General features: G+C 71.5%; 10 protein-coding genes. 8 read left to right on the top strand and 2 right to left on the bottom strand.

From position 1 onward, the window contains the following. Positions 1 to 312: 312 nt before the first annotated feature. Positions 313 to 3,621, bottom strand: coding sequence for a right-handed parallel beta-helix repeat-containing protein (locus tag ACIP89_RS07605; protein ID WP_401925877.1), 3,309 nt, complete (start codon positions 3,619 to 3,621; stop codon positions 313 to 315). Positions 3,622 to 3,928: 307 nt separating this feature from the next. Between ACIP89_RS07605 and ACIP89_RS07600 the strand changes: the two genes are divergently transcribed. Beyond that, on the top strand, positions 3,929 to 5,080 hold the full coding sequence (locus ACIP89_RS07600) for a S8 family serine peptidase (protein ID WP_402113679.1): 1,152 nt from the start codon (positions 3,929 to 3,931) through the stop codon (positions 5,078 to 5,080). A 139-nt stretch (positions 5,081 to 5,219) separates the two neighbouring features. On the opposite strand, the gene eccCa is transcribed toward ACIP89_RS07600, so the two are convergent. Next, positions 5,220 to 9,194: a type VII secretion protein EccCa gene (gene eccCa / locus ACIP89_RS07595; protein ID WP_401926735.1), complete on the bottom strand. Its 3,975-nt coding sequence runs from the start codon at positions 9,192 to 9,194 to the stop codon at positions 5,220 to 5,222. A 542-nt stretch (positions 9,195 to 9,736) separates the two neighbouring features. On the opposite strand from eccCa, the gene eccD reads away from it, so the two are divergent. The 7 genes from eccD to ACIP89_RS07560 all read left to right on the top strand — a co-directional run bounded on the left by eccD (position 9,737) and on the right by ACIP89_RS07560 (position 18,543). Next, the gene (gene eccD / locus ACIP89_RS07590; RefSeq protein ID WP_401925873.1) at positions 9,737 to 11,137 is read left to right on the top strand and encodes a type VII secretion integral membrane protein EccD; all 1,401 of its coding nucleotides are present in this window, start codon (positions 9,737 to 9,739) and stop codon (positions 11,135 to 11,137) included. Positions 11,138 to 11,158: 21 nt separating this feature from the next. Beyond that, positions 11,159 to 12,607, top strand: a complete 1,449-nt coding sequence (gene eccB / locus ACIP89_RS07585) for a type VII secretion protein EccB (protein WP_402113676.1) — start codon at positions 11,159 to 11,161, stop codon at positions 12,605 to 12,607. A gap of 394 nt (positions 12,608 to 13,001) precedes the next feature. Further along, a complete protein-coding gene (locus tag ACIP89_RS07580; protein ID WP_401925868.1) occupies positions 13,002 to 13,358 on the top strand; it encodes a hypothetical protein in 357 nt (118 codons plus the stop codon). An 88-nt stretch (positions 13,359 to 13,446) separates the two neighbouring features. Further along, a complete protein-coding gene (locus ACIP89_RS07575) occupies positions 13,447 to 13,776 on the top strand; it encodes a WXG100 family type VII secretion target (RefSeq protein ID WP_401925866.1) in 330 nt (109 codons plus the stop codon). A gap of 159 nt (positions 13,777 to 13,935) precedes the next feature. Next, complete coding sequence (locus ACIP89_RS07570) at positions 13,936 to 14,448, top strand: type VII secretion system-associated protein (protein ID WP_371777202.1); 513 nt, start codon at positions 13,936 to 13,938, stop codon at positions 14,446 to 14,448. Positions 14,449 to 14,603: 155 nt separating this feature from the next. Then, the gene (locus ACIP89_RS07565) at positions 14,604 to 18,041 is read left to right on the top strand and encodes an AAWKG family protein (protein ID WP_402113673.1); all 3,438 of its coding nucleotides are present in this window, start codon (positions 14,604 to 14,606) and stop codon (positions 18,039 to 18,041) included. A gap of 61 nt (positions 18,042 to 18,102) precedes the next feature. After that, positions 18,103 to 18,543 (top strand): YbaB/EbfC family nucleoid-associated protein, encoded by a 441-nt coding sequence (locus ACIP89_RS07560; RefSeq protein ID WP_401925860.1) that lies wholly within the window; start codon positions 18,103 to 18,105, stop codon positions 18,541 to 18,543. Positions 18,544 to 18,548: the final 5 nt, after the last annotated feature.

The following is an 18,548-nucleotide window of genomic DNA, read 5'->3' as shown; positions in this document are numbered from 1 at the left end:
CAAGGACCCGGCGACCGGGGTCCTTCGCCCGCCCGCTCGGCTCCCGCCCCGGGGCAGGATGGATGACGAGCCCGGCGGAGGTGGCAGAAACTCCGCGGGGCGAGGAACCGGACCTCACTGTGGGGTCCTCGCCGCGGCACCCCCCGATCGCGGCAAGGACCGGCAGGTCCCGTTCCCATCGGGGGGAGCGGCTTGTCCCCCCGATGCCGTTCCCCCCGACCTGACTCTTCCCGGCCTGGCTCTCTCCGGGCTGACTCTCTCCGGCCCGGCTCTCTCCGGGCTGCCGCTCTCCGCCCGGGACCGCCCGCCCGCTCAGCGCAGTGTGCCGGCGGTCTCGGGCGGCAGGTCCTCCGGGAGCAGCAGGCGCAGGTCGTCCAGGCCGGGCGCGGCCATCGCGCCGATCCGGCCCGCCTGCCGGGTCATCATCGTCTCCAGGATCTGCCGGGCCGCCCGCGCGTTGCCGAAGGCCTGGTCGCGGGGCAGGCCTTCCAGGTAGCCGCGCAGCGCGGTGAGCGCCTCCGGGCCGCAGTCGTAGCCGTAGCCGGCGGCCTGCTTGGACAGGATCTCCACCAGTTCGTCCGTGGAGTAGTTCTCGAACTCCACCGTCCGCGAGAACCGCGAGGCCAGACCCGTGTTGGAGTCGAGGAAGCGGCGCATCTCCCGCGTGTAGCCGGCCGCGATGACGACGACCTCGTCGCGGTGGTCCTCCATCAGCTTCAGCAGCGTGTCGACGGCCTCCCGGCCGAAGTCGGAGGTCGCGCCCTCCGGGGTGAGCGTGTACGCCTCGTCGATGAACAGCACACCGCCCAGCGCCCTCTCGAACGCCTCCTTGGTGAGCTGGGCGGTGTGGCCGACGTAGCGGCCCACCAGGTCGGCGCGGGCCACCTCGATGAGCTGGCCCTTGGGCAGGACGCCCAGGGAGCGCAGCAGGTCGGCGTAGAGCCGGGCGACCGTGGTCTTGCCGGTGCCGGGCGGGCCGGAGAAGATGAGGTGCTGGCTGATCTTCGGCGTGGGCAGTCCGGCGGCCCGGCGCTGTCGGGTCGCGCTGAGCAGGTTGACCAGGGCGGTCACCTCGTTCTTGACCGCTGTCAGGCCGATCATGGCGTGGAGCTGTTCGAGCAGTTCCTCCGAGCCCGGCCCGGTGTCCGCCGGGGTCCCGGCGTCCGGCGCCACGTCCTCGGGCAGCAGGAGCGTCAGGTCGCTCTCCGCCGGGTTCTTCATGGAGCTCAGCCGCAGCGCCTGCCGGTCCACCATCTCCTCGAACACCTGACGCGCGGCGCGGCCGTTGCCGAACGACGCGTCGCGCGGCATCCGCTCGTAGTGCGAGGCGAGGGTGTCCAGGGTCCGCGGGTCCAGCGCGTAGTGGTGGGCCGCGCAGAGGTTCTCGGTGATCGTCACCAGCTCGCCGACCTCGTAGTTGGCGAACTCGATGGTGCGGGTGAAGCGGGAGGCCAGTCCCGGGTTGGAGGAGAGGAAGGCGGCCATCTCGCTCGTGTAGCCGGCGGCGATGACGGCCACCTCGTCGCGGTGGTCCTCCATGAGTTTCAGCAGTGTGTCGACGGCCTCCCGGCCGAAGTCGGCGCCGGAGCCCTTGCTGTCGGAGAGGAGCGTGTACGCCTCGTCGATGAACAGGACCCCGCCGATGGCCTCGTTGAACGCCTCGGTCGTCTTGATGGCCGTACCGCCGATGACCTGCGCGACCAGATCGGCCCGGGAGACCTCCACCAGGTGACCGGAGCGCAGGACGCCCAGATCCGCCAGGATGCCGCCGTACAGCCGGGCCACCGTGGTCTTGCCGGTGCCGGGCGGTCCGGAGAAGACCAGGTGGCGGCTCATCTGCGGCACCGGCATGCCCAGGTGGGCGCGGCGCTCGTTGAGCTGGGTGAGGTTGACGAGCGTGCGCACCTGGCTCTTGACCTCGGCGAGGCCGACCAGCGACTCCAGCTCCTCCAGCGGGCCCTTGGGCTTCTTGGCCGACTCGCCGGGCCCGCCGCTCGCCGCGTCCGGCGGGAGGGTGTCGCCCCACGCGTCCGGGGCCACGTTGCCGGCGCTGTTGAGGTCCTCCACCGTGAGCCGCTCGCTCACCCTCGTCTGCCTGAGACCCGCGCCTCGGTTGTCGCGGACGGTGCAGCCGGTGACGGTGACGGATTCGGCGCTGTCGATCCGGATGCCGTCACCGACACTGCCGATGACCTGGGAGGAGGTGAGGGTGGCGCGGGAGCCGTTGGAGAGCATGACGCCGTGGGCGCCGCAGTCGGTGATGTGGGCGCGTACGACGGTGAGTTCACCGTCGGCGTCCACCGTGATGCCACCGGCCGCGGCGGACTCGATGCGGCAGTCCCGCAGCGCGCCCAGCCCGGCCGCGCCGACGGACACGGTGGTGTCGGTCGCCGCCCGCATGACCGTGTCGCGGATCTCGGGGCTGCCGCCCGAGGCGATCCGTACGGCGGAGCCGCCCGCCCGGTCGATCTCGCAGTGTTCCAGCCGGCCGCGCCCGTCCTCGGCCACCTCGACGCCGTTGCCGCCCGGCGAGCTGATCCGGGCGCGGCGGAGCAGCGGGTTGGCGCCGGTGAGTATCCGGATGCCGGCCCCGGCCGCGTCCGCGACCAGCAGGTCCTCGAACTCCGCCGACGAGTCCTCCTCCAGCAGCACGGCGCCGTTCGGGTCCGCGCAGTCGCGTACCGCGCAGCCGGTCAGGGTCGGCGCGCTGGAGTTGATCACCCGGATCGCGGGCGCGGCGGCGGAGTCGAACTCGCAGTCCCGGAAGGTGCCCCGGGAACGTTCGGTGACGGCGAGACCGCCGCCGTTGGTGCGTGCGGTACGGCAGTTGAGGAACTCGGGGTCGGCGCTCGCGGCCAGCATGATGCCGGGGCCCGAGGTGTCGGACACGGCGACGTGTTCCAGGAACGGGCGGGCGGAGCTGGTGATGTAGACGCCGACGGAGGTGTCGTGCACCGAGGTCCGCGCGACCCTGGTGCCGCTGCTGCCCTCCAGGGCGATGGACGGCTTGTCCGTGCCGGAGATGTCGCAGTCCTCCACCACGCCCTGCGCGTCGTCGGAGGTCAGTACGCCGTTGGCGCGGGCGTCGCGGATCCGGCAGTCCCGTACGGTCGTTCGCGCATCGGCGCCGATCACGACGCCGGAGGTGCCGAGGTTCTCGATGAGGCAGCCGGCGATGACGCTGCCCGTGGGCGCGGAGTCCACGACTCCGGCGCCCTTCGGGTTGCTGACCCGGCAGTCGCGCATGGCGAGCGAGCCCTCCTCGCGGGCCAGGACGGCCGTCCAGCCGGAGCCGATGACCGTGCAGCCGTCCATCGCGACCTGGCCGCGCGGCACGTCGACCACCGGCAGGTCCTCGCTCCCGCCGCGCAGGGTCAGGTCGGTGAGCATGACGGCGTCGGCGACGAGGACCACGGCGGTGCCCCGGCGCGGGCAGATCTCGACGCTGCCCGGATCGCCGTCGGCGACGATGGTGACCCGGGTCCTGACCACGAGGTTCTCCGGATAGCGGCCGGGGTGGACCCGGATCACCGCACCCGTGCGCGCCTTGTCCAGGGCATCACCGATCGTCCGGAAGCCGTCCGGCTGTTCCGACCCGACCCTGAGCAACTGCCGTGACACGCTGGGTCCTCCTCGCTGTGGTGCCGCCGCCGCGTGCCTCTCCCACCCAGGGGACCGGCCGGGGACTGGTTCGCGTCCGGATACGTACGGCTGTGCGCACGCGGTGAAGGCTACGGGAACGGTGGCGCGATGTTCCAGGAGGGACAGCGTGGTTCGGGCCGGATCCGCCGGTACCGGGACTCGCCCGTGCTCCCGGTGGCCGGCCGTGCGCCACGTCCCGCTCCGCGCGACCCGGCGTCCGGCGCCTATCATGCGCGCCATGCCCCGTGCCCGAGTTCGTCCCCGCCGTCACCCCCGCGTCCCGGCCGTGGCCGCCACTCTGCTGATGGCCGTGGCCCCGGTCGCGCTGGGCGTGGTCGGCGCCGTGCCGGCCGTCCCCGCCGCGGCCGATTCGGTGGGGCTGCCCGTCGTGCGGTCCGTCCTGGCGGAGGACGACACCTGCGCCCCGGCCTCCGGCAGGAAGGCCGAGGCCGAGCCCTGGACGCTGGGGGCCCTGGGCGCGTCCCGTGCCCGGCCGCTCTCGCAGGGCGCGGGGACGACGGTCGCGGTCGTGGACACGGGTGTCGCCAAGGGGGCGCCGGCGCTGTCGGGGCGGGTGACCGCGCTCGGGGCGGCCGGCGAGGACTGCGTCGGGCACGGCACCTTCGCGGCCGGCCTGATCGCGGCGGAGCCCGGCGGGGGCGGCGGCCCGGCGGGGCTGGCGCCGAGGGCCCGGATCCTGGCCGTTCGGGGCACGGACGAGCGCGGCGGAACCACGGCCGCCCAGGTCGCAGAGGCGATACGCCGGGCCGCGGACGAGGACGTCTCCGTGATCTACGTGGCCGTGGCCCTGGACGGCGGCAAGTCGCAGCTGACGGACGCCGTCGCGTACGCGAGCGGCAAGGACGCGCTGGTGGTGGCCCCGGCGGCGCCGGACGCGCTGCCGAGGAACACGGAGCCGAGGCCCTGGTACTGGCCCGCGGCGGCGCCGGGGGCGCTGTCCGTGACGGATTACGGCCCGGATGGCGGGCGGCCCGCCAACGCGCCGGTGGTGAGCGGGGTGGACCTGGCGGCGCCCGGCGATGTGGTGGTGAGCATCGGGCCGAAGGGCTCGGGCCATTTCATCGGCTCGGGCGCCTCGTTCGCCGCCGCGCACGTCGCGGGCGCGGCGGCACAGGTACGCGCCCGGTACCCGCAGCTGACGGCCGCCCAGGTCTCCCGCCGGCTGACGGAGGCGGCCTACCCGGCGTCGCCGCCCCGGCTCGACCCGTACGCCGCGCTGACGGCCGTACGGACGGACGCCAGGGGTGCGACGCCCAAGCAGCCCAGGGCGGTGCTCCCGCCCCCGCCTCCGACAGAGCCCCGCACGCGGGCCCTGGTGGTGGCGGGTGTGGGCGGCGGACTGGTGCTGCTGGTGGCGGCCGGTGCGGTGGTCATCCCGCGCGGCCGGGCCCGGAACTGGCGCCCGGCGGGCAGCTGACGGCGGCGCGGCCGGGCAGCTGACGGCGGAGGCCGGCCGGGGAGCCGTGCCGCGGGGCGGCACACTGGCGAGCGCGGGGCAGCGGGGCGGGGGCCGGCCGCCCCGGCCGCCCCGGCCGGCCCCCGCCGTCGCCGTGCCGCTACGAGGCGGTGTCGTCCTCCAGCACCGCCGTCTGCACCTGGATCTGCTTGCGGCGCGTTACCCGCGTACCCCGGCCCGGCGGCAGGTTGCGGCCCTTGACGCTGCCCATGATGAAGCCCTCCGACGGGGGGCACGACAGCAGCAGCGTCGGGGTGTTGACCTCCTGCATACGGCGCAGCATCTGTTCGTTCAGGCCCCGGCCCGCGCCGGCGGCGGAGCGGGCGACGACCAGGTGCAGGCCGACCTCGTAGCCGAGGGCGAGGTGGTTCAGCAGCGGGTCGAAGGGGGCGTTCATCGCGCTGGTGCCCAGCATGTCGTAGTCGTCCACGAGGATGAACAGCCTGGGGCCGTCCCACCAGTCGCAGGTGCGCATCCGGGCCGGTTTGATCTCCGGACCCGGTACGCGGGCCGCGACCGCGCGGGCGGCGCCCGCGATCAGCTCCTTCAGGGCGTCCATCGACACCGCGTGGCCGAGGCGGTACTCGTCCGGGATCGCCTCCACCAGCTCGCGGCGGTAGTCCACGATCATGATCCGTGCCTCTGCCGGGCTGTACCGGTCCATGATGGCCTTGGCCGTCAGCCGCAGCATGTTGGTCTTGCCGCTCTCGGTGTCGCCGACCACGATCATGTGCGGCGTCTCGGAGAAGTCGTGCCACACCGTGGACAGCCGCTCCTCCTCCAGCCCGATGGGCATCTTGAAGTCGCCCTTGGGCGCCGGGAGTTCGGACAGCGGAAGCTTGGCCGGCAGCATCCGCACCGGCGGGGCCGGCGGGCCCGGCCAGCTCTCGCGGACGGCCGCCACCAGACCCGCCACTCCGTCGGACAGGTCGTCCGCCGACTCCGCGCCGTCGATCCTCGGCAGCGCGGTGAGGTAGTGCAGCTTGGTGTCCCGCGTCAGGCCGCGGCCCGGCAGCCGGGGAACGGTCGAGGCGCGCCGCATGTCGATCTCGGAGTCCATCGGGTCACCCATCCGCAGCTCCAGGTGCGTGGCGGCCTGGTCCCGGATGGACGAGGTCAGCTCCACCCAGCGGGCGGTGGTGACGATCAGATGGATGCCGTAGTTGAGGCCCCGGGCGGCGATGGCGCCGAACGTCTGGATGTGGCGGTCGAAGTCCTGCCGCACGGTCGACCAGCCGTCGATCACGAGGAACACGTCGCCGTGCCGGTGCCCGGGGAACTCCCCGGCGGCCCGGCGGCGCCGGAAGTTCGCCATGGAGTCGATGCCGTTGTCCAGGAAGAACCGCTCGCGCTCCGCCAGCAGCGTGGTGACCTCGGCGATCGTACGGCCGACCCGCTCGGTGTCCAGGCGTGCGGCGACCCCGCTGACGTGCGGCAGTCCGGCCAGCCCGGCGAGTGCGCCACCGCCGAAGTCGAGGCAGTAGAACTGCACCTCGCGGGGGGTGTGGGTGAGCGCCAGCGAGGCCATGATCGTGCGCACCATCGTGCTCTTGCCGCTCTGCGGGCCGCCCGCGATGGCGATGTGCCCGCCCGAGCCCGAGAGGTCGAGGGTCAGCAGGTCGCGGAGCTGGTCGAAGGGGCGGTCGATGATGCCGATGGGGATGGTGAGCCGGCCGCGGTGCTGCGATCCGGCGCACGTGAGCCCGAGTTCGGGGTCCGGGGTGAGCGGCGGCAGCACCTGGTCCAGCGTGGCGGGCAGATCCAGCGGCGGCAGCCACACCTGGTGGGCCGGCGGCCCGGCGGTCAGCAGCCGCTCCACGGCGACGGACAGCAGGGTGTCGGTGGTCTCCTCCTGATCGGGGGCCGGCTCCGGCTCCGGGGTGTCCGGCAGCTGGCGCGGCACGACGTAGGCGCTGGTCCACTGGACGGTCTGGCTGGCCACCCGCGCCTGGTTGGCGCTGCCCCGCCGCTGCTGGTAGGAGCCCGAGACGTACGCGGCGCGGAAGCGGGTCAACGCCTCCACCCCCGACTTCAGGTAGCCGCTGCCGGGCTGCGGCGGAAGCTGGTAGGCGTCCGGCACACCGAGGACGCCGCGGCTCTCCATGGCGGAGAACGTGCGCAGGCCGATCCGGTAGGACAGATGGCTCTCCAGCTGGTGCATCCGGCCCTCGTCCAGGCGCTGGGAGGCGAGCAGCAGGTGCACCCCGAGGGACCGGCCGAGGCGGCCGATCATCACGAACAGCTCCATGAACTCCCGGTGTGCGGCCAGCAGCTCGCTGAACTCGTCGACGACGACGAACAGGCTGGGCAGCGGTTCCAGCGGCACACCCGAGGCGCGGGCCTTCTCGTAGTCCAGCGCCGAGCTGTAGTTGCCCGCCGAGCGCAGCAGTTCCTGGCGGCGCATCAGCTCGCCGTGCAGGGCGTCCTGCATCCGGGAGACGAGCGCGGCCTCACCGGCGAGGTTGGTGATGACGGCCGAGGTGTGCGGGAGTTCGTCCAGGCCCAGGAAGGTGGCACCGCCCTTGAAGTCCACGAGGACGAAGTTGAGCGTCTCCGAGGAGTTCGTGAGGGCGAGCGAGAGGACGAGGGTGCGCAGCAGCTCGCTCTTGCCGGAGCCGGTGGCGCCGATCAGCATGCCGTGCGGTCCGGTGCCGCCCTGGGCGGACTCCTTGATGTCCAGCTCCACCGGCTCGCCGTCCGCGCCGACCGCGATCGGCACCTTCAGCCGGTTGGGACCGGTGTGCTGCTGCCACAGGGTGTCCGGCTCGTGGCGGTGCAGGTCGGGGATGTTCAGCAGCGTGGTCAGTTCGACGTTGGCGGACAGCGGTTCGGACGAGTCCGAGGCCGTGCCCAGGCCCATCCGGTACGGGGCGAGCCGCCGGGCGAGCGACGCGGCGCCCACCGGCCCGAGGCTGTCGGGGCTGCCGAGCGTGGTGGTCTGCTCCTTGCGCTCGCGGTCGGTGCGCACCAGCCCCAGGTCGTCCTCCGCGACGGTGAAGCGCAGCGTGCTGCGGCCGGGCCGCCAGGTGAGCGCACCGCTCAGGTCCAGGACGACGGTGTTGCGGAAGCCGGCGCCGTCCGCGCGGTGACCGGCCGGCACGGTGCCGCCGTCCACCACGATCACGGTGAACGGCTCCTCGCGCCCGGGTACGGCGTCCGGGTCGAACTGCGGCCGCTCCATGAACTCCGGTCCGAGCAGGTCCTCCAGCTCGCCCAGGGCGGAGACGGTCATCCGGGTCGGGCCCGCGCCGTCCGTGTCGTGCGGGTGGAGGCTGTGCGGGAGCCACTTCGTCCACTCCCAGTCCGGGCGCCGCTCGTCTGCGACGCACAGCACGATCCACACGTCGTCCGGCGAGTGGAAGGTGGCCAGCTGGGCGATCAGGGCACGGGCCACGGACCGGGTCCGCTCCTCGTCGCCCCGGAACAGCACCCGGGCCCAGGCCCGCAGGTAGATCGCGATGGGCTGCTCGGGGACCGTCGAGTAGGCGCGGATGAAGCTGCGCAGGGCGTGCGCGCTGAGTGGTTCCAGGTCCTCGACCGGGTTGGTGGAGTTCGGGGTCAGCTTCAGACCGAGCTTCTGCTCGCCGACCGCCACCCGGACCTCCCCGAAGTCCTCGTCGCGCGGGCGGCGTTCCCACAGCCGGGTGGTGCCGACCATCGACCACAGGGCGGCGGGCTCGGGGTGGCGCCAGGCCAGGGCCCGCTGCTGGTCCACGACGGCGCCGCGCACCTTGCGCCGGATCTGGGTGAGGTAGCGCAGGTAGTCCCGGCGCTCGCCCTTCAGCTTCTGCTTGCGTTCGGCGGCCTTGCGCATGAACTGGCCGATGAACATCGCGGCGGCGCCGAGCACCATCATGCCCAGGGCGATGTAGATGAACCCGCCGCTGCCCCGCGTCATACCGGGCCGCATGAACATGAACATCATGGAGGCCGACATCATCGCCATGGGGAGGTACGTCCACACGGCGGAGGTGTCGGGCACCGTCTCGGGGAGGACCGGCGGTTCCTGGAGATTCAGCTCCCCGCCGGGCATCTCCGGGCCCCGGCGTCGGGCCGGTCGGCGGAACAGGACCACACTCAAGGAACCTTCTCCTTACGGGGCAGGGATGGCGAGCCGGCGGCGCGGACCCGGTGCCGTCCGTCGTCGTCGGTGCCGGGCCGGGCACGACCGGCACCCGAGGGGCCGGACCGTCGTCCCGCGGCGGCACTCTGTCACAGTCTCGCCGCAGGCCGTCCGCGCCGGATCACGGCCCTGCCGCGTCACAGGGGCGCCGGCCGGGCGGCCGGTGCCACGTCGTGCCGCGGGCCACCGCACCATCCGTACCACGGTGATTTCCTTATCGGGCGGCGAAGTTGCCATCCGGTCTCCGCGCCACGTCGCCACTCCGAATTCCGCGTCGGACGCATGGTGCGCCGACCGCGGCGGCCCGTCCGGTGCGGCGGGCTCCATCGCCCGCAACAGGCGGCTGATACTACGATCATTACGGCGACCGCCAATAACCGGCCCTTTCCCGGGGCTTCGGGACGCGTCCGGCACGAGTGAATACCGGCGGTCCGTCAGTCCGCGTTCCCCCCGCCCGTTCTCAGCAGTAAACCGGAGAAGCGTGAGCCATCCCGATGACTGACACCCAGGTGGCCGGGCTGTGCCGTCTGACGGTACGAGCCCCGGCCAGGAGCATCGATCTCGCCGTACCCGCCGACGTCCCCGTGTCGGACCTGCTGCCGGCGGTGCTCGGATACGCCGGCGACGACCTCGAAGAGGCCGGCATCGACCACGGCGGCTGGGTTCTCCAGCGGCTGGGCGGCGAACCACTGGACGAGGAACGCACCCTCGACTCCTACGGTCTGCGCGACGGCGACACCCTCTACCTCAGACCGCGCACCGACGCCCTGCCCGAAGTGCACCTGGACGACCTGGTCGACGGCATCTCGACGACGATGCGGGACCACCCCTACGGCTGGACCCCCAAGGTCAGCCGCTGGGTGCTGCTCGGCATCGCGGTCGTGGTGCTCGTCGGCGGCATGGTGGTGATCGCGTGGCCCGGCGGCTCCGCGCTGCCCCGGGCCGTGTTCGCCACCGCGGCGGGCCTGCTGCTGCTCGCGGGCGCCGGCGCGGCGAGCCGGGCGGTCGGGGACGCCGGCGCCGGAGCCGCGCTGGGCTTCATGGTGGCGCCGTACCTGGCGCTGGCCGGCTGGCTGCTGCCGGGCGGCGAGCTCGGCGGACCGCACGCGTACGAGACGCTGGGCGCGCGGCTGCTCGCCGCGGGCGCCGCCGCGGCGGGCGGGGCGGTGCTCGCCCTGGCCGTGGTGGCCGCGTTCGCCGCGCTCTTCCTGGGCGTCGCGGTCGTCTCGGTGTTCGCGTCCCTCGTCGCCGTCCTGCTCATCGTGACGGACCTGGCGCCCGTGCACGCGGCCGGCATCGTCGCCGTCCTGGCGGTGATCCTCGGCGCGTTCGTGCCCTCGCTGGCGTTCCGGATGTCCGGGATGCGGATGCCGCCGCTGCCGACCAACGCCCAGCAGCTGCAGGAGGGCATCGAGCCGCACACCACCTCGGTGGTCTCGGCCCGTGCCGTCCTCGCCGACGGCTGGATGACCTCGCTGTACGGGGCGGTGGGCGTCGTCGCCTTCGGCTGCGTCGTCGTACTGGGCCGGGAGGCCGAACTCGCCGAGGTCATCATGACGGTGGCGCTCTCCCTGCTGCTCATCCTGCACGCCCGGGGGCTGGGCAACATCTGGCAGCGCATGTCGCTGGTGGTCCCGGGAGTGACCGGGCTGATCCTGCTGGTGCTGCTCGCCGCCCCGGCCGCCTCGCCCGCCAACCGGCTGGTGACGGCCGCGGGGCTGCTCGCCGTCACGGCGGCGGTCGCGATCACCGCCTGGACCGTCCCGGGGCGCCGGCTCGTGCCGTACTGGGGCCGTGCGGGGGAGCTGCTGCACTCGGCGCTCGCGATCAGCATGCTGCCGCTCGCGCTCTGGGTGCTCGGCGTGTACAGCGCCCTGCGGTCCATCAACGGCTGACCGGAAGGGAGACACGCTGCGATGCAGTCCAAACGCGACCAGGTCCAGGCACACATGTTCGTCATGGGCCGGCTGACCTCGGGCATGCTGCGCGCTGATCCGGACGCCCCGGAGAGCCCGCAGGGCCGTACCAACCGGGGCGTGGTGATCGGCATCGTGATCGCCGTCCTGCTGTCGGCCGGGTCGTTCGTCCTGGGACTGCTCAAGCCCGCCGGCACGGACTCCTGGCGCACGGCCGGGACCCTCGTGGTGAACAAGGACACCGGCTCCCGCTACCTGTACCTGGACGGCCGGCTGCGCCCGGTGCGCAACTACGCCTCCGCGCGGCTGCTCGGGGGTGCGGACATGAAGGCGACGTCCGTCGGCAGCGGCTCCCTGAGCGGTACGCCGCACGGGGCGCCGATCGGAATCAGCGGTGCGCCGGACGCGCTGCCGGCCGCCACGGACCTGGACACCGGTCCGTGGCAGGTCTGCTCGGGCGGTGCGACGGCCTCGACGGCCACCACCGTCGCGGTGGGCGTGCAGGCCGACGCCGCGGGGCTGCCCACCGACCAGGCGATGCTGGTGACGGGCCCGGACAAGACCGGCTATCTGGTGTGGCGGGGCAGCAAGCTCCGGCTCGACCGGGACGGCCGCGCCCGCGAGGCCCTCGGTTACGGAACCACCCCGAGGATCCCCGTCTCGGCGCCCTTCCTGAACGCCCTGCCGTCAGGACCCGACCTGAGCGCGCCCGAGGTACCCGGCAAGGGGCAGGACGGGCCCTCGCTGGGCGGCCGGAAGACCCGCGTCGGCGAGGTGTTCCGGGTCACCGTGCCGGGCTCCGCCGAGCGCTACTACCTGCTCCGCAAGGAGGGCCTGAGCCCCCTCACCGCGACCGGCGCGGCGCTCGTGCTCGGCGACCCGGAGACCCGGCAGAAGGTCTACGGGGGCGGCGCGGCGAAGGTGACCGCCCTGGGCGCGGACGTGCTGAGCGGCCGGCTGGCCCCGGGCGCGGGCGAGAGCGCGCAGGACCCGGACCTGCCCCCGGCGCCGCCGGAGGCGGTGACCCTCGGCGAGGGCCGCACCGTCTGCGTGCGGGTCGAGCCCGGCGGGAGCGGTCCGCGGATCAGCGTGGCCCTGACCGCGACGGGCGGACTGGGCCCGGCCTCGCAGGCGCCGCCCGAGGGGCTCACCCCGGCGTGCATGCCGGTCGGCACGATCGCCGTGCAGCCGGGTGCCGGGTCCCTGGTGCGCGCGCTCGGGGCGAGCGGGAGCCCGCTCGGCACCACGGTCTACCTGGTGACCGACACCGGGATGAAGTACCGGGTGGGGACGGCGGACGCGCTCAGCTCGCTCGGCTACTCCCAGGACCAGGCGCGCGGGCTGCCCGCACCGCTGCTGGCGATGCTGCCGACGGGCCCGGACCTGACGAAGGAGGCCGCCGCCATGGGCCGGAGCGCGAACACGACGCCCCGCTGCGAGCGGAAGTGAGCACCCGGAAACAGGAACGTCGCACGGCGCACCGCACCATGACGCGCGAGGGGCACATCGTGGTGGCGGGTCAGATGAACACCGTGTGACGGGAGAGAAAGTCACCGGAACCGCGAAACGGGACGTGCGGAACGGGCGTCCTGGTAAGTGAAAGCACAACTACGCCTACGTACAGGGCGCAGCCGAGGACGAGGCCGAATCTCCGTCGTGAATCGGCCTGAACACCGGATTGGAGCGGAAAGGGTGACTCAGGCCATTGAGGTGTCAACTGAGCTTTCCCTAGGCTCCCTTTGTCCACCCCGTCCGGACGCCGGTCTTCCGGCCGCGTCCGTACACGCATCGCGCCGCCCGGATCCGAGCGTCGGCGGCGCGACACTCCAGGAGGCACAGGCATATGGCAGGTACAGGCGGACAGCAGTCACTGGCGTCAGCGACACAGAACGGTGTCACGGCTCTGGAAATGGCCTTCAGCGGCGTCCAGAACAGCCGGCAGGACGTGGAGAACATGAAGCACAACCTGTCCTCCGGGTACGCGGGAAGCGACGGCGGCGCGTTCCAGAACCTCCTCGACCGGTGGGACTCGCAGGCGGAGATCATCTCCAAGAACCTCCGCGACATGATCGGGACGCTGGAGGAGACGATGCGCGCGCAGGGCATCCAGCAGTCCACGGCGAACGAGTCCATCCAGCAGGCGCAGGGCCGCGCCGAGGAGATCTTCAACGCCCTGGCGGGCTCCACGGCAGGCCGCTGACGACCGCTCCCGCACCGGGCGTTGTGACCGGCACCCGGGCTCGGCACGACCCCCATCCCGAAGCAACCGCCGCGAGACGAGGACGACCATGACCCCCCCGCTTGACTTCACCGACGGCCAGATCTACGTCGACTACTCCCACATGCAGAACGCCGCCGACGACATGGTCCACCAGACCAAGGCGATCGACAGCATCCTCACCAACCTGGAGGCGGAGCTCCAGGAGCTCCAGCGCACCTGGGAAGGTGACGACAAGGCGGTGTACGGCGAGAAGCAGGCGTCCTGGAACCACGCGGTCCAGGAGATGAAGCGCATCCTCGCCGAGAACTCGGCCCTGCTGAACGACGTCTCCGACTCCTACCAGTACAGCGAGAAGTCCCTGACCTCGCTGTGGGAGAGCGTGCGCATCGGCAGCTGACCGCGGGCGACACGCCCCTTGGTCTCCTCGGGCGGCCGCTCGCGTGCGCGTCACGCGAGCGGCCGCCCGCTTCCGTGGGAGCGGTGTCCCGCCGCCTCACGCACAGCCGCGGACCGCCCTGAAACCGGCGGAACCCTATGGAAACAGGAGTAGTGCGGAATGGCTGACAAACCCCCAGTCAATCTCAACAAGGCCTGGATGCAGAGCTTTCTCGACAAGGACGTCGTTCCGTTCCTCGCCAAGATCAAGAAGATCAGGGAGGACGGGAACGCCCCGGACGGGGTGCTGGTACCGGGGATTCCCAACCTCCAGGGCGGGGACGACGGCTCGAAGAAGGCGCACGGCTTCTACGACGGGCAGAAGGTGCCGCTGGCGATCGGTGTGATGGCGGGTGACAAGGACGGCCGGACCAACGGCGGCTACCTGGTCAAGTCCCTGAACGCGATGGTGGATCAGATCGACGAGATCCTCAAGTTCCAGGTCGAGCTCTTCGAGGAGATCGAGGACAACCTTGAGGACTCCATCGAGGAGATGTTCAAGGCCCAGGGCGACAACCTGGAGAAGATCGACGGGAAGAAGTTCGTCAACTTCTTCGAGGGCGTGGACGACATTCTCTCCGAAGGCACCGGCGACTCGAAGGGCGGCGGCGGGGACGGCGATGACGACGACTGAGCCCGCACGTGCCCGCCGCGGATTCCCCGTGAGGGCGTCATGACCGCGTGATGCCCGGGGCCATTCCGGCGTGCTGCCCCAAGGACAGCCCCGCAGGGCGGAATCGCCCGGCCCGTTCTCCTCATCATCCGCCCTGACCGAAAAGGCATCCTGGCATGGCACTCGATTCCAGCAAGATCACCAACAAGCTCACCAGTGCCAACGACAAGTGGGCGGAGGCGGCGCACTTCTTCACGGGATACAAGGCGCCGGCCAGGAGCGACCTCTTCGACACCCTGGTCGGCAACGAGGGCATTCCGATGATGAAGGTGGAGATATCCGACGTCGGCTATGTCGACTACGTCGACACCGAGGACATGAACTGGCTCACGGACAACGCCGGTTACAAGATCGAGAACACCGACTTCGTCATTCCCTTCTACCACTCCTCGGGTGGTGAGGGATCCGATGTGACGATGCACAAGGCGCGGATCTCGATGCTCGGCAACACGGGCGGCGGAAAGAGCCCGAGCCAGGGGTACTACGAGGGCGGGCAGTTCTCCAGCCACATCGACGGCCACCTGGGGATGGACGGCAAGCCCACCTGGGACACCACGCCGCTCACCCAGTACGCCTTCGGCACCGGACTGGCGCTGGAGGAGCTGCGCAACAACGAGCAGTACGGCACCTACGGCTTCAGCTGGGGCGGCAAGCCCGTGGACGACGGCGACTCCGTCACCCTCGGCAACTTCGACGTGGTGGCCGGCTCCTTCGACCGGGTCGCCCAGTTCTTCGCCAGTCAGCAGAAGCTGGTCGAGGAGTGGCAGAGCAGGGTCGGCACGGAGAAGAACGACGCCTGGCGCGGCAAGGCCGCAGGTGTCTTCTGGGACCTGGTCCACAAGGTGAACAAGCAGTACTCGGACTACGCCGAGGACATGACCTCGGGTACCGGATATTCGAAGCAGGGCAATGAGATCAGGGCGGCGAAGAAGGACTTCGCGGACGCCGTGGCAGATCTGCACAACGCGTGGATCAAATGGGAATGGCGGTACGGGAACCCGCTGATCCTGTTGAACACACTGCTGACCGCGGTGATGGACCACGTGTGGCACAACAACATCACGAAGATCACCTACGAGATCGAGCCCGCCGGGGAGTCCTACTACACGAACTACATCGCGGAGGCGAACTTCGACAACGAGGCCGCCATCGAGAAGATCTCGTCCTACGACGGGGAAATGGTCGTCCAGCCGCAGAAGTTCGGCGAGCTCAAGGAGCTCGGGACCTGGCTGAACATCGGGAACAAGGCTGTCGAGATGTGGCAGCAGACGGTCATCGACCAGCTCGACAAGGCCGCGATCGCCGCCATGGAGAAGGTGCGCAACAGCTGGAGCAACAGCAAGTTCGACCTGGGGGAAGTGAAGTCCCGGGGCACCAGCGGCACCCTTGAGTCGGACTACAAGGACGACAAGGCCGATGTGGCCGAGGAGAAGGCGGCGAAGGACGAGGCCGATGCCAAGGCCGCCGCCGCCGACGCCGCGGCCAAGCAGGCGGCGTTCATCCAGTGGCAGAAGGACCAGGCCGAAAAGGCCGAGGCGCAGCGGCTGAAGGACAAGGCGGAGCAGGAGGCCAAGGAAGCCAAGGCCAAGGCCGAGCAGGAGGCCAAGGAGAAGGCGGCCAAGGAGGAGCAGGAGCGCAAGGAGAAGGAGGCCGAGGAGAAGGAGGCCAAGGCCAAGGCCGAGCAGGAGGCGAAGGAGAAGGCGGCCAAGGCGGAGCAGGACGCCAAGGAGAAGGAGGCCGAGCAGAAGCAGGCCGAGCAGGAGGCCAAGCAGGAGGCCAAGGAGAAGGAACAGGAGGCCAAGCAGGAGGCGAAGGAACAGGAACAGGAGGCCAAGCAGGAGGCGAAGGAGAAGGAGCAGGAGGCCAAGCAGGCCGAGCAGGAGAAGAAGCAGGAGGAGATCCGCAAGGAGCAGGAGGCCAAGCAGGCTGCGGCCCAGGCTCGTTCGGAGAACATGCAGATTCTCCAGATGAAGCAGGCCAAGGACGAGCAGGAGAAGGCGAAGAAGGAGCAGGACGCCAAGGAGGCCCAGGCCAAGGCGGAGCAGGAGGCGAAGGAGAAGGAGCAGGAGAAGAAGGCGGCCGAGGCGGAGGCCAAGCAGGAGGCGAAGCAGGCCGAGCAGGAGGCCAAGCAGGAGGCGAAGGAGAAGGAGGCCGAGCAGAAGCAGGCCGAGGCGGAGAAGAAGCAGGACCGCATCCGCACCGAGCAGGAGGAGCGCCAGGAGCAGCAGCAGGAGGAGCAGGAGAAGAAGCAGGCGGAGCAGGAGGCCAAGCAGGAGGCGAAGGAGAAGGAGGCCGAGCAGAAGCAGGCCGAGGCCCAGGCCGAGCAGGAGGCCAAGCAGGAGGAGCAGGAGGCCAAGCAGGACCAGATCCGCAAGGAGCAGGAGGCCAAGGAGGACCAGTACCGGTCCGAGCAGGAGCAGCGGCAGAAGGAGGCCGAGGCCAAGCAGGACGAGGTCCGGCAGGAGCAGGAGAAGAAGCAGGCCGAGGCGGAGGCCAAGTACGACAGCACCCGCCGGGAAGCCCTGAACGGCGGCGATCTGCCCGATCTTTCGCCCACCCACATCTCCGGCCCCGTCAACGACGGCGCGCTGGACATCCCCGGCGGCGGCGAGTCGCACATCGACTCCAGCGGCCGGGTGGTCACCGAGTTCCCGGACGGCTCCACCACCACGATCGACCCGGTCACCCACTCCTCGACCTTGACGGGCCCCGACGGTTCGACCAGCTCGGGACCGCTCAACACCGGTGACCTGCTGACCAACCCCGGCGGCAGCACCACGCACCTGGACGCGGGCGGCAACGTGGTCACGGACTACCCGGACGGCTCCACCCAGACGATCAACCCGGACACCGGCACCACCACGGTGACCCATCCGGACGGCTCGACGACCTCCGGATACCTCGACGACGCCACCTCGTCCTTCGGCTCCGGCCACCTCAACAACGGCTCGCTCGACTTCACGGCCCCCTCGTACGACTCCCACTCCTACGAGGAGGAGCTGTTCGACGAGAACCCCTACGAATCGCCCCTGGGCGGCAGCGGGGGCGCCGACGCGGCGGCCGCACCGAGCCACAACCGCCCGTTCCTGAACAGCGGCCCGTTCCCGGGTCCCACCGCCGACGGCATGGGCGGCGCGGGTGCGGCGGCCGGCGGCACGGGTGCGGCCGGCTCGCCGACAGGCGGCGGTGGCGGCATGGGTGGCGGCATGGGCGGCGGCATGGGTGGCATGGGCGGCAAGGGCGGCGGCCAGTCGGACTCCGGCGAGCGCGTCCGTAACGTGATCGACGGCGAAGTGGTCAACAACCGCCGTCCCCGCCCCGGCGTTCCCGGCGGCGGCCGGTACGCGGACGACGAGGTGCGGGTGGCGGCGGGCGGCCCCACCGCGGGCCGCACCCCCTTCCTCGCGCCGATGGGCGGTGGCGCCGGAGCAGGCGGCGACACCGGCCGGACCCAGACGGAGAGCGGTGAGCGTGCCCGTGACTCGTGGGTGCCGGAGGACGAGGACGTATGGGGCACGGACGAGGGCGGCGCGCCCGCGGTGATCGGACGATGACCGGTACGGGGGCGGCCCCCCGGCGCGCACGTATCCACAGGAGCAGTCGGAGGGGTGTCCGTTGAGCGAGTCGATGGAAGCGAAGCTGGCCCAGGCCATGGCCGAACTGACGGCGGTGCAGGAGGCCGTGGCGCGGGCCGAGGGCGAACTCGGCCAGGCCTCGGCCACCGTCCGTTCACGGGACCGCGCGGTCGAGGCCACCGTGGGGCCGCAGGGTGAGCTGACGGCGCTGAAGTTCCCGGACAACAAGTACCTCAACATGACGGGTCCTCAACTGGCGGCCTCCGTCATGGAGGCGGTCCAGGAGGGGCGCTCCCGGATGGCCCGTAGAGTGATCGAGGTCTTCGAGCCGTTGACGCGGGCGGGCGGCGGCGCGACGGGCCTCAGGGGCGTGGACATCGACTGGGACCGGGCCTTCGGCTCGGCACTGGACGATCCCGCCGGCGGGCGGAGGCGTCCCACGGCCCGGCTGCACGACGAGATCCACGAAGACACCGACTGACTCCA

It is taken from the genome of Streptomyces sp. NPDC088730 (assembly GCF_044751215.1).
Taxonomy (GTDB): domain Bacteria; phylum Actinomycetota; class Actinomycetes; order Streptomycetales; family Streptomycetaceae; genus Streptomyces.
Note: the sequence above shows the minus strand (reverse complement) of the source record. Positions and strands in the feature narration are given on the sequence as shown.

Coding starts and splice junctions, on each gene's coding strand:
- eccD (WP_401925873.1), top strand. CDS start 9,737: ATGACTGACACCCAGGTGGCCGGGCTGTGCCGTCTGACGGTACGAGCC.
- eccB (WP_402113676.1), top strand. CDS start 11,159: ATGCAGTCCAAACGCGACCAGGTCCAGGCACACATGTTCGTCATGGGC.
- ACIP89_RS07580 (WP_401925868.1), top strand. CDS start 13,002: ATGGCAGGTACAGGCGGACAGCAGTCACTGGCGTCAGCGACACAGAAC.
- ACIP89_RS07575 (WP_401925866.1), top strand. CDS start 13,447: ATGACCCCCCCGCTTGACTTCACCGACGGCCAGATCTACGTCGACTAC.
- ACIP89_RS07570 (WP_371777202.1), top strand. CDS start 13,936: ATGGCTGACAAACCCCCAGTCAATCTCAACAAGGCCTGGATGCAGAGC.
- ACIP89_RS07565 (WP_402113673.1), top strand. CDS start 14,604: ATGGCACTCGATTCCAGCAAGATCACCAACAAGCTCACCAGTGCCAAC.